Annotated in this window: 10 protein-coding genes, 1 tRNA gene and 2 pseudogenes; 7 read left to right on the forward strand and 6 right to left on the reverse strand. The window is 61.0% G+C overall.

Annotation, left to right across the window (positions count from 1 at the left end; genetic code table 11):
• Nucleotides 1-37: 37 nt before the first annotated feature.
• Together CHB74_RS17365 and CHB74_RS17370 are read right to left on the reverse strand one after the other, a co-directional pair.
• Nucleotides 38-434 (reverse strand): annotated as a pseudogene (locus CHB74_RS17365) (DUF2958 domain-containing protein).
• Nucleotides 431-1,393: an ArdC family protein gene (locus CHB74_RS17370; RefSeq protein ID WP_089220814.1), complete on the reverse strand. Its 963-nt coding sequence runs from the start codon at nucleotides 1,391-1,393 to the stop codon at nucleotides 431-433. The pseudogene CHB74_RS17365 and the gene CHB74_RS17370 overlap by 4 nt, the downstream one beginning before the upstream one ends.
• A gap of 235 nt (nucleotides 1,394-1,628) precedes the next feature.
• Here CHB74_RS17370 and CHB74_RS17375 point away from each other — a divergent pair, with 235 nt between their 5' ends.
• Genes CHB74_RS17375 through CHB74_RS17395 form a run of 5 tightly spaced genes read left to right on the forward strand, consistent with a single transcriptional unit; the run spans nucleotide 1,629 to nucleotide 7,484 of the window.
• Entirely contained in the window at nucleotides 1,629-2,222 is a 594-nt protein-coding gene (locus CHB74_RS17375; protein ID WP_009450572.1) for a DUF6088 family protein, read from the forward strand.
• A 40-nt stretch (nucleotides 2,223-2,262) separates the two neighbouring features.
• Nucleotides 2,263-3,231: a nucleotidyl transferase AbiEii/AbiGii toxin family protein gene (locus CHB74_RS17380; RefSeq protein WP_245842994.1), complete on the forward strand. Its 969-nt coding sequence runs from the start codon at nucleotides 2,263-2,265 to the stop codon at nucleotides 3,229-3,231.
• 23 nt (nucleotides 3,232-3,254) lie between these two features.
• Nucleotides 3,255-4,577 carry an SIR2 family protein gene (locus tag CHB74_RS17385; protein ID WP_066704000.1) on the forward strand — a complete coding sequence of 441 codons (1,323 nt, stop codon included), beginning with the start codon at nucleotides 3,255-3,257 and terminating at the stop codon, nucleotides 4,575-4,577.
• Nucleotides 4,574-6,604, forward strand: a complete 2,031-nt coding sequence (locus tag CHB74_RS17390) for an ATP-binding protein (protein ID WP_066704003.1) — start codon at nucleotides 4,574-4,576, stop codon at nucleotides 6,602-6,604. Before CHB74_RS17385 ends, CHB74_RS17390 begins: the two co-directional genes overlap by 4 nt.
• Entirely contained in the window at nucleotides 6,591-7,484 is an 894-nt protein-coding gene (locus tag CHB74_RS17395) for a 3'-5' exonuclease (RefSeq protein WP_089220815.1), read from the forward strand. Before CHB74_RS17390 ends, CHB74_RS17395 begins: the two co-directional genes overlap by 14 nt.
• Before the next feature lie 275 nt (nucleotides 7,485-7,759).
• Here CHB74_RS17395 and CHB74_RS17400 read toward each other — a convergent pair whose 3' ends face one another.
• Both CHB74_RS17400 and CHB74_RS17405 read right to left on the reverse strand, forming a co-directional pair.
• The gene (locus CHB74_RS17400) at nucleotides 7,760-8,269 is read right to left on the reverse strand and encodes a GNAT family N-acetyltransferase (RefSeq protein WP_015740123.1); all 510 of its coding nucleotides are present in this window, start codon (nucleotides 8,267-8,269) and stop codon (nucleotides 7,760-7,762) included.
• A gap of 4 nt (nucleotides 8,270-8,273) precedes the next feature.
• Nucleotides 8,274-8,573 (reverse strand): type II toxin-antitoxin system TacA family antitoxin, encoded by a 300-nt coding sequence (locus tag CHB74_RS17405; RefSeq protein WP_066478980.1) that lies wholly within the window; start codon nucleotides 8,571-8,573, stop codon nucleotides 8,274-8,276.
• Nucleotides 8,574-8,842: 269 nt separating this feature from the next.
• Between CHB74_RS17405 and CHB74_RS17410 the strand changes: the two genes are divergently transcribed.
• Both CHB74_RS17410 and CHB74_RS22525 read left to right on the forward strand, forming a co-directional pair.
• Nucleotides 8,843-9,067, forward strand: coding sequence for a hypothetical protein (locus CHB74_RS17410; RefSeq protein WP_066478981.1), 225 nt, complete (start codon nucleotides 8,843-8,845; stop codon nucleotides 9,065-9,067).
• 19 nt (nucleotides 9,068-9,086) lie between these two features.
• Nucleotides 9,087-10,172: pseudogene (locus CHB74_RS22525) on the forward strand (recombinase family protein); the annotation flags it as partial.
• Nucleotides 10,173-10,280: 108 nt separating this feature from the next.
• On the opposite strand, the gene CHB74_RS22530 reads toward CHB74_RS22525, so the two are convergent.
• The gene (locus CHB74_RS22530; RefSeq protein ID WP_245842995.1) at nucleotides 10,281-10,616 is read right to left on the reverse strand and encodes a hypothetical protein; all 336 of its coding nucleotides are present in this window, start codon (nucleotides 10,614-10,616) and stop codon (nucleotides 10,281-10,283) included.
• 130 nt (nucleotides 10,617-10,746) lie between these two features.
• A tRNA-Met gene (locus CHB74_RS17420) sits at nucleotides 10,747-10,823 on the reverse strand.
• Between the last annotated feature and the right edge of the window lie 18 nt (nucleotides 10,824-10,841).

The following is a 10,841-nucleotide window of genomic DNA, read 5'->3' on the forward strand; positions in this document are numbered from 1 at the left end:
GAGAGCGACGCCAGCCGCAGAACCTGAAACCCGGAAATCAGGCACTCCGGTTTTCTGTATCGGCGGATGTGCGGGAAAAGCTCGCGCCGACGCCGTAGAGCAAACGCTCGGCGGCGCGGATGCTGCCGGTCTCACGGGCGGCCTCGGCCCAGACCGAGATCGGGAAATCGCCGGTGAACAGCAGATCGCACTCGATGCCCATGCCGAATGGCAGCCGGACTGACTGCATCTCGCCAAGGCTCCACGAACCCAGTTCGGGATGGCCGAGATCCGCCAGGCCGAACATGATGTCGCCATCCTCATCCAGCTCGGTAGCGAGCCAGACGCCTTCACCGATGGGATTGAAGAACTTCACGACCGGGGATGTGATCTTGATCGCGCTGGCGACCATTGGCCAGCAGGCGGTCGTGCTGTGCGCCTGTCAGGAGGATCATGCCGCCGCCCTCCGGTCGGTTTCGCTCGCATCCGACTCCCCGGTGTCTTCGGCAAGCAGATGCGACAGCAGCCAGTCCGCCGCCTTGCTGGCCTGCGAGGCCGCGCGGACAATGGCGCGGGAATCCTCGCGCATGACCTCCAGCCACGATCCGATGTAATCGGCATGGCGGACGGTCGGCAGGATCCCGAGCGCGGCGCAACTGAAAGCTGCGGTCTGTTCGGCAATCATCTCCTCGAAGGCGTATTTCTTCGAACCGAACGAGCCGGTCAGATCGCGGTTGAGGCGGCTGTGATGGCCGCTGGCGTGCCCCAGTTCATGCAGGGCCGTCCTGTGCCAGTTGATCGGCTCGAAATAGGCTTGCGGAGGCGGCACCTGCACATAGTCGAGCGACGGCATATAGAAGGCGCGATTGCCGCCAATACGGAAGTCGATGCCGGTGGCCCGGATCAACGCCTCGACCTGAGGTTCGATAAGGCCCGGCGGCGGTGGCGGCGCGACTGCCGTGATCTCATCGGGTAGGCCATCGCATTGCGCGGCGTTAAAGACCGTGAACCGCTTCAGGAACGGAATGGCATGCGCATCCTCACCCGTTTCGCGGGCACGGCGCTTCTCGTCCTCGGGGGTGAAACGGTCGGCATAAACGACAGTCGTGCCACGTTCGCCCTTCCTGACATTGCCGCCAAGCGAAAGCGCCTGGCGGAACGTCAGCCACGCCTGAGCGGGGAAACCATGCTGGATGACAGCCCCCCAGAGGATGAGAATATTGATGCCGGAATAGGACCGGCCGGTTGAAGCATTTCTCGGCAGGCCCAGCGGGGCGGTATCAGGCGACGCACCCCAGGGCTGGACCCATGGCAACCGCCCTTGCTCCAGCTCGGCGATGATCTTGTTGGTGATGTCGTCGTAAAGGTTGCTGCGCGCGCCACCTTCCGCGAGGTTACGACCCTGTCTGGCCATCGGGATGATCTCCGCGACGGGTGCCGGAAGCCTCTCCTCCAGCTCTTAACCCGTCACGGAAAATCCGTCCGCACTCTCACTCTGAAGGGGGCGTTGCGGGGATCTCCCCGCAGAAGGGGTAGGTAGAGACCAAGGCTCGGCCGCAGGGGAAGGCTTTCCCCCTATTCGGTATGTTCCCCTGCGCTTCCTTGAAAACTGTCAGAAACCCGCGTATATTTCCAACAGGAGAAAGACGATGACACGGCTGACCGAACAGATTCTGGCACATGCGACGGGACTTCCCGAAGGGATGCCCGTGTCCGCCAAGGGCCTGCTCCACCTCGGAAACCGGGCGGCCGTGGATCAGGCATTGTCGCGTCTGTCCGAGCGCGGGCAGCTCATCCGCGCCGGTCGTGGCGTCTATCTGCGCCCCATCGCCAGTCGGTTTGGCACGCGCGCACCTTCGGTCGAGCAGGCTGTCGAGGCCCTCGCGACCCAAAAAGGGGAGATCATCGTCTCGAACGGAGCCGCCGCGGCGAACGCGCTTGGCTTGACGACGCAGGTGCCCGTCCGCTCGGTCTATCTGACCTCCGGACGCAGCCGAAAGATACACCTCGGCAAGCAGGTCGTCGAATTGCGGCACGCGCCGCGCTGGCAACTGGCCCTGGCCAACCGCCCCGCAGGCGAGGCCGTGCGGGCGCTGGCCTGGCTCGGCCCCGAAAAGGCGGAGGCCGCGCTCACGACCTTGAAGCGGAAGATGCCGCCCGGCGTGTTCGGCGAACTGGTCGCCGCCGCGCCGCAGCTTCCGACATGGCTCGCGCAGAGCGTCGGAAAGGCGGCCTATGGCTGACGTTTTCCTCCAGCTTTCGGCCGAGGATCGGCGTGACGCGTTGAGCGTCGTCGCCGACCGTTCGGGTCGTCCCACCCATCTTCTCGAAAAGGATGTGTGGGTGGTGTGGGCGCTGGCGACGCTCTACGCGGCACCGCTCGGCGAGCATCTGGTGTTCAAGGGTGGCACGTCGTTGTCGAAAGCCTATCAGGTCATTCGCCGGTTTTCGGAGGACGTGGATCTGACCTACGACATTCGGGCGATTGCGCCCGATCTGGTTGGGGACAATGGCGAGGGTCTGCCGAAGACACGAAGCGAGGAAAAGCGCTGGTCCAGCGAGGTCCGTCGGCGGTTACCGGCATGGGTCGCGGAAACCGTGCAGCCTGTGATCGAGACCGCACTGGCCGTCGAAGGTCTGGCGGCGGCCGTCCGCGTCGAGGATGAGAAGCTCTTCATCGACTATGAGGCGACCGCAGCCGGGTCCGGCTATGTGGCTCCAAGCGTCATGCTGGAGTTCGGCGCGCGCTCGACGGGCGAACCCGCGAGCTTGCGCGACGTCGTCTGCGACGCGGCCGGCCTGATCGAGGGGCTGCTCTTCCCGACGGCGCGGCCGCGCGTCATGCACGCGGAGCGGACGTTCTGGGAGAAGGCGACCGCCATCCACGTCTTCTGCCTCCAGGAGCGGCTGCGCGGCGACCGCTTCGCGCGACATTGGCACGATGTTGTCCGACTGGACGAAGCCGGCTTCGCGGAAGCCGCTTTTGCCGATCGCGACCTGGCCAACGCTGTCGCTCGGCACAAGTCGATGTTCTTCGCAGAGAAGGCCGCCGACCACACGCCGATCGACTATGCAGCGGCTGTCAGCGGCGGCTTGCAACTCGTGCCGGTCGGCGATGGCGCGAAGGCGTTGGAGGATGACTATGCCCGCATGGTTGAGGATGGACTGCTCTTCGACGACGAGGAGCCGTTCGAAGCGCTCATGGCGCAGTGCGCTGATATAGCCGCGCGCGCGAACAGAGCAGCCAAGTAAGAAACTGGGAGGACCGGGGGTATATGAGCGAAGTCGAAGAAGAGCGAAAATTCCAGTTTCTGCGGGACGGCGATGCCGAGCCATCTGAACTGGACTGGAACAAGGGGATCGAGAGCGCCCGCAAGGCGATTTCCGAGGCCGTGAACGCCAAGAACATCGCATTTCTGCTCGGCGCCGGATGTTCTTCCCTGATGAAGGACAAAAAGGAACTCGGCATTGCGACCATGGCGCCGCTGGCCAAGGAGTTTTGCGGCGAAACCATCGAGGCACGCGCGGCGGGATTCTACAGCGATCCGCCAACAGCCGGCGCTGTACCGGCACCGTGGCGGCTGACCAAAGACGAACTCGACTATCTCGACGCGCTCGGAGTCGACCTGGCGAAGGATTACAGCCGTAACCTGGAACGCTTGATGGAGGTGCTGTTCGCGCAACGGTTCGTGCTGCGCCAGAGCGAGAATCCCGATCTTCACCCCTATCGCGCTGTTCTCGACGGCATCATCAAGAAGGTCCAGGACTTCCTATGGACCCGTGTCACCCAAGGGGCCTTCGCCACGGAGGGCGACACGACCGTGCGCGACCTCTACGAGCGTTTCTACAAGAAACTGGTCCTACGCGATCGGTCCTTGCCCCGGCCCTGGGTGTTCACGACCAACTACGATCATTTCAGCGAATTGGCGATGGATCGCCTGGGCATTCCCTATGCCAACGGTTTTTCCGGCGTCGTGGAACGCCGCTTCAACCCGGCGATCTTCCGCTATGCTCTGGCCGAGCAGCTCGACGTCGCCAGCCGCAAGTGGACCGCCGTGGACGCCTTCGTCTATCTCTGCAAATTGCATGGTTCGGTCACTTGGACCGAGGACGATCATGGTCTCTTCCCGATCAAGGAAGTCTGGCCACCGGAATCCACGAACCAGATGCTGATCTATCCGACGCCGGCGAAGCAGAACTCTTCGCTCGGCTCGCCCTACGCAGACCTGTTCCGGGAATTTCAGTCCCGGATCGTGCGCGAGCAGAGCGTTCTCATCACGGCCGGCTACGCCTTCGGCGACGAGCACCTGAACAACATCATCTATCAGGCTCTGACGATCCCGACCTTCCGCTTGGTGATCTTTGCGGCGCCTGACACGGAGGGAGAGATCGCCAAGCTGCGGGCGCTGCGCGATCCGCGCATTTGGATCATTGGAGGCAATGGCCCTTCCGACGGGACGAGGGCGCACTACTTCGACATGATCGTCGAGCATTTCATGCCCCAGCGCCCCAGCGACAGGATTGATGACGCCGTCCGCAAGGTGTTGTCGGAGCTGGCGCCGAAAAGGGGCGACGAGACAAAGGATGGCGAGGCATGAGCCACGACGATCGCAAGCGGGCGATCGGCAAGGTGGTCTCGGTTGCGGCCGACCGCTTTGTTGTCGAGATGCATGTCGGCACCGACAACTTCACGGTCGTCGGCTTCGACGACGTGCATTATGTGGCGCGACTGGGATCATTCCTGATGATTCCGTCGCAGTCGGAATATGTCGTGGTCGAGGTTGTCGGCCTGCGTGAGCGCGACGCGAGCACGCCTTCCGAGCGGGGCGATTTCGACCGGGCCGGCTCCTCGAAATATCTGGACGTGGTGCCCGTCGGCATGTTGCCGATGCGCGGCGGCGCGTTCCGCTTCGGTGTGTCGGTTTTCCCGTCTCTGTATGCGGACGCACTGTATGCGCTGGATGGCGAGCTCGATCGCATCTTTGAGACCGAGGCCGCCGTCGAGCCGTCAGTCGGCCCGGATGGCGGCGCCTGCCAACCCGAAGGGGCCACGCGCTATCGGGTTCTACCGATCGGCAAGTCGGTGGTGTTCGAGGACTACGACGTCAAAGTTCGTCTGAACGAGTTCTTCGGCGGTCATGTCGCGGTCCTGGGCAATACCGGCAGCGGTAAATCCTGCACGGTCGCCTCGGTCTTGCAGTCCCTTTTCAGCAAACCGGACGAACATCACGCTCGCGGAGCGACGTTTATCGTCTTCGACGTGAATGGCGAGTATCACGAGGCGCTTTCTCCTTTGGCAAAAGACGGCGGCATCGGCGTCCATCGCGTAATCCTTGATGGGACGACCGCTGGCTTTCGGATGCCGCATTGGTTCCTGGAAATGGCAGAGTGGGAACTGCTTTTGCAGGCGAGCGAGCGAACGCAACTGCCGGTCCTTCGGACGGCGTTAGGTCTGACAAGTCTCTTTCATGCCAACACGCCAGACGCTCTGGCTCTGCGCGAGCACTTTGTCGCCACTTGCATCATCGAGTGCTTTCGAGGTGCGGATGGCGACTCCCCAGTGTCGAAGTTTCAGCGCGTCGTTTCTCTTCTTCAGAAGTATCCGACGAACGATCTGAATATGGCGTTGTTGAACCGCTTCAATCCGAATTTTCAATACGGAAATTTTTCTGGCAACAACCAATCGGCATTTCTGGATGAAGTAAGGAAGAAGCTCCGGGAAGATGCTCCCTTACCAGCCTACGATCGGACGCCGTTCTCTTTCGATGAGCTGCACGAATGTCTGGATTTCGCGATCCTTTATGAGGAGGCTCACGGCAACCGCCAAATCCGAGATTACTGCTCTTCCATGGTCACGCGGCTCAGATCTCTCCAGGAGAGGACCGAATATGCCTTTTTACGTCACGAAGGAGCTGACGTTGGTGCGGCTGTAAGCGATCTGGAATTCTTGACCAACATCGTCGGTCTGGGAAGGGTTGTTGGCGAAGCGTTCACCAAACGCAATCAAGTCATTATCATTGATCTGAACTCCGTCGAAGATGAAATCGTTGAGTTGGTCAGTGCGGTCATCGCACGCATGCTTTTTCGGTTCCTTCGCCATGCGGAACCAAGAAACCGTTTCCCGATACATCTGCTCCTCGAAGAGGCTCACAGGTACGTTGCCTCAACGCCCTCCCGGTTTTCCATCGACGCAACCAAGATATTCGAGCGCATCGCCAAGGAAGGGCGCAAGTACGGCATGTTCGTGCTCTTGGCATCGCAACGCCCGAGTGAACTGTCCAAGACGGTTCTCAGCCAGTGCTCCAATTTCCTGGTTCACCGCATCCAGAACCCCGACGATCTTTCTCAGATTCGGCAGATGACGCCGTTCATCTCGGATTCGGTCTTGAAGCGTTTGCCGTCATTGCCTCGGCAGCACGCGCTGGTGTTCGGAACATCGGTCAATCTCCCGACGACATTCAGGGTGCGGGAGGCATCACCGCGGCCGCGCAGCGACGATACCGCCGTGGTCGATTTGTGGTTCCACGAAGAAGGTCGAGCCGCCGACATTCGACTCGCTCCGGCCGATACCGCTGGAGGGGAGCCGATGGCAGTAAACGAAGCTTCAGACGATGACATCTTCTGACCATCTGGAGACCCTGGCGCAGGCGCTGGAGGCCACGGGAGACTACCGGGTCATCCGGCGTCTCAAACCGCGCCCTCGCATCGTTCCTCCGCCAGGCACGCCGCTGCGCCTCGGCCTGGTGGTCGATGTGGAGACCACGGGGCTCGACCCTCAGCGCGACGAGATCATCGAACTCGCCATGACACCATTCAACTACGGCTTGGATGGCACCATTTTCAGCGTGGGCGACAGCTTCCAAGGGCTGCGTCAGCCGAGCAAGCCTATCGCCCCGGAAATCACCGGGATCACGGGCATCACCAACGAGATGGTGGCCGGCCAGATTGTTGATCCCGCAGCGGTAGCCTCATTCGCAGCGCCGGCTTCGCTCGTCATCGCGCACAATGCGGCGTTCGACCGCCGCTTCCTCGAACGATTCAACGACGTGTTCTCGACGAAGCCGTGGGCATGCTCGCTCAGCCAGATCGATTGGGCAGCAGAGGGGTTCGAGGGCACGAAACTCGCCTATCTCGCTCAGGCCGCCGGCTTCTTCTACGACCGCCACCGCGCGATGCACGACTGTCTTGCTACGGTCGAGTTGTTGGCGATGTGGCTGCCCCGATCTGGCGCTACAGGTCTCAGCCGTCTCCTGGACGGCGCTCGTACCGTTTCTTGGCGAATCTGGGCGGAGAACGCGCCCTTTGACCTCAAGGATGTCCTTAAAGCGCGGGGGTACCGCTGGAACGGCGATCCCGGCCCGCAGCCGCGCGCCTGGTATATTGACGTTCCCGAGGCTCAGTGCGAGGCCGAACTACGGTTCTTGAGAACGGAAATCTATCGGTATGAGGTCGATCCCCCGGTTCGGCGGATCGATGCTTATGATCGGTTTTCAGACAGGATCTGAGTGCCGTCGAACGCCGGGCTATTGCATGCCCTTCCGGCACTTCTTGGCAAGCGTGGCGGAGACGAACTTTTCCCTTTTCGTCATGTCGGCGCGCTTTTCCACCATGTAGTGCCTAGCAGTCATGCTTCTCGCAGCTGGCATCCTGCAACGCGTGGTTCTGGAGGCGGTCGCGGATTTCCTTCGAGATCCTCGCCTTGCCGGTCACCGTCTTGAATGTCCGGCGCAGGTCCTTGCCTCAATTTAGCAAGGAAGACGTCCACCAAACATGGGGCTATTCACCTTCCAGCCTCACGGAGCGACGCAGCAATATCGCTGATCGAGCGAAACAGGACCAGTTCATCATCTCTGGTAGGCTCAAATCCTCGGCGCTGCCAGAATTCGGCAGCCTCCCCGTCGACGGCGTTGACCATCAATGCCCGCCCACCGATCAGCGATGCGGCCTGAACGCACCGTTGGAGGGCGTGCTTCACAAGGCCAGTCCCGATACCCAACCCGGCCGAGCCGATATCGGTCGCGAGCTGACCAAGCAGCATGCAGGGAATTGGATTAGGCGGCTGTCCCGTCCGGATGGAGCGCGGTAGCACCGATGGCACAACGGCTGTTGGTGCAAGGCCGTAATATCCCACCACACGCCCTGCCTCATGCACGACGAGAACGGCGGTAAAGCCCTTCTGCTGATTGGAGAGCGCGCGGGTCTTCAGCCAGTGGTCGAGCGTCGGCTTGCCACAGGAAAACTGGGAAACATCGTGGGCGGCGGAAAGCAGCTCGGGTCCTGAAAGCAGCAAGGGATTACTGTTTCGCTGCGTAGCCGGGCTCCCACGGCGCAGGCCGCTTAAGCACTTCAACCATCTCCGGAACAGGAGCAACCGGACGCGACAGCACATCCATGAACTGGGCAAAGCCTTCCGGGCTCATCCGGATCAGGCCCTGCTCCATGACGACCTCCTCGGCCGCGCGCACAGCGGCGTCGCGCACGAAATCGGTGCGCGAGCGGCCGCGCAGGCTGGCAGCACGATCGATCATGGCAACATCGGCCTCGGGCAGACGCATTGAGATCGGATATTCCTTGCGTTCGGCAGTGTTGGCCATGGCGATTCTCCTTGGTCGGAAGATGGCATCTTGTATCTCTAAATACAATACGATAAAGTCGCATCCACAAGCAACAGCTTCCGATGGGGTAGTATCGAGGCGAAAGATGACGGCGACAGCGATCGATTCCGACAGGTCATTTCACTATGCCACGGCTCGCCAGACTACGCCCCCGCACGCCATGACACGCGTCGGCATACTGATCGCCGCCGAATGTTCGCCTGTAAATTCCATTGCTTATGCCGAGCATGGGACGAATGCTGTCAGTTATGACCTTGCGAGCCCCACAAAACACAGCAAAGATTACAGGAGCCGAGCGCGAAGCGCTGCTCGAATCTTTGCTGCTGGACGAGCCGGAGTTGACGTTTACGCCGCGCGGCATTCCCGACCCTCGCCTTCTGCGTCTGGTCGGCATTCTGGCAAAGCAGGCGGCACGGGAATGCTTTGCAGAGGAAGTGACGTTATCCAGGCAAAGGAGGAAGCGCACCTCCTGATGCGGATAGGAGCCATGTTTTGAAAGTCGCGATCTACGCCCGTTATTCTTCCGACAATCAACGCGACGCTTCCATCGCCGACCAACTTCGCATGTGCCGCCTCCACGCCGAAAAGCAAGGCTGGCACGTCGTCGAAGAATATACCGACCACGCAATCTCTGGCGCTTCGCTGATCCGTCCGGGTATCCAGGCTCTGATGACCGACGCCATGGCCGGTCGTTTCGACGTGATCCTCTCAGAGGCAATGGATCGCCTCTCGCGTGATCAGGAAGACATCGCCGGAATCTTCAAACGCATGTCCTATGCGGATGTGAAGATGTTCACCCTGTCGGAGGGCGAGGTCAGCCATCTGCATGTCGGCCTCAAGGGCACAATGAATGCCCTCTTTCTCAAGGATCTTGCCGACAAGACCCGCCGCGGCCAGCGCGGCCGTGTCGAGGCTGGCAAATCGGGTGGCGGCAATTCCTATGGTTACGATGTGGTCAAGAAGCTGGACGCCAATGGCGAACCCATTCGCGGCGACCGCACCATCAACGAAAACCAGGCCGCCGTCGTTCGCCGCATCTTCCACGACTACGCCGCCGGCAAGTCGGCCAAGACCATCGCCTTTGCACTGAACAAGGACGGCATTCCGTCCCCTTCGGGCGGCGACTGGGGTTTCAGCACGATCAACGGTAACCCGAAGCGTGGCAACGGCATCCTCAATAATGAGATGTATGTCGGCAAGATCGTCTGGAACCGGCAGCGCTTCGTAAAGGACCCGAACACCGGAAAGCGGCAGGCGCGCCCCAACCCGGAATCGGAATGGGTCATCCAGGAGACGCCAGAGCTCCGGATACTCGACGACGATCTCTGGAATGCCGTGAAGGCACGGCAGGAGAAGAACAAGCTCACCCGCGACGACAACGGAAGCACAGATGTCCGCACCGTCAATCATCGGCGGCGCCCCAAATACCTCTTCTCGGGCCTCACCAAATGTTCATGCTGTGGTGGCGGGTACTCCGCGATCTCGGCAACGCTGATCGGATGCTCTACAGCTCGAAACAAGGGCACCTGCGACAACCGCGTCAATATCCGTCGCGACGAGTTGGAATCGCGCGTGCTGAATGCGCTGCGCACCAGACTCGTTGACCCCGAGCTGTTTGCCCATTTCTGCGAGGTGTTCACGCAAGAGATGAACCGCCTACGAATGGAAGGCCGCGTCGGTATTGCCTCAGCGGAAGCCGAGATCGCGAAGATTGATCGGGAACTCGAAACCCTTCTCAACCTGATCCTTAAAGGCGGCGCTGCAGACGCTCTCAATGCGAAGATGGTGAGCTTGGAAAAGCGGAAGAAGGAACTGGAACTGTTCCTGGCCGAAGCTGACGAGCCGCCGCCCCTGCTGCACCCGAGCATGGCGCTGCAATACCGCAAGCGCATCCAGCAGCTCTACGAGTCGCTTCAGGATGAAGAAGAGGGCAAGCGGGTAGAGGCAGCGGACACCATTCGCTCGTTGGTAGATCAGATCGTGCTGACGCCTGTTGAGGGCAAGGTGGAGATCGACGTTCAAGGCGATCTTGCTGGAATCCTTACGATTTCTACGCAAACGAAAAACCCCGCCTCGGGGGCGGGGTCTTCGCAAGTAAAGATGGTTGCGGGGGCTGGATCTAATCTTCACTTGTTGCCCGAGCAAGTAAAGATGGTTGCGGGGACAGGATTTGAACCTGTGACCTTCAGGTTATGAGCCTGACGAGCTACCGGGCTGCTCCACCCCGCGCCAACGAGCGCGGCCGCA

The organism is Edaphosphingomonas laterariae, assembly GCF_900188165.1.
GTDB classification, from domain to species: Bacteria; Pseudomonadota; Alphaproteobacteria; order Sphingomonadales; family Sphingomonadaceae; genus Sphingomonas_E; species Sphingomonas_E laterariae.

Coding starts and splice junctions, on each gene's coding strand:
- CHB74_RS17375 (WP_009450572.1), top strand. CDS start 1,629: ATGACACGGCTGACCGAACAGATTCTGGCACATGCGACGGGACTTCCC.
- CHB74_RS17410 (WP_066478981.1), top strand. CDS start 8,843: ATGACCTTGCGAGCCCCACAAAACACAGCAAAGATTACAGGAGCCGAG.
- CHB74_RS17395 (WP_089220815.1), top strand. CDS start 6,591: ATGACATCTTCTGACCATCTGGAGACCCTGGCGCAGGCGCTGGAGGCC.
- CHB74_RS17405 (WP_066478980.1), bottom strand. CDS start 8,573: ATGGCCAACACTGCCGAACGCAAGGAATATCCGATCTCAATGCGTCTG.
- CHB74_RS17385 (WP_066704000.1), top strand. CDS start 3,255: ATGAGCGAAGTCGAAGAAGAGCGAAAATTCCAGTTTCTGCGGGACGGC.
- CHB74_RS17390 (WP_066704003.1), top strand. CDS start 4,574: ATGAGCCACGACGATCGCAAGCGGGCGATCGGCAAGGTGGTCTCGGTT.
- CHB74_RS17370 (WP_089220814.1), bottom strand. CDS start 1,393: ATGGCCAGACAGGGTCGTAACCTCGCGGAAGGTGGCGCGCGCAGCAAC.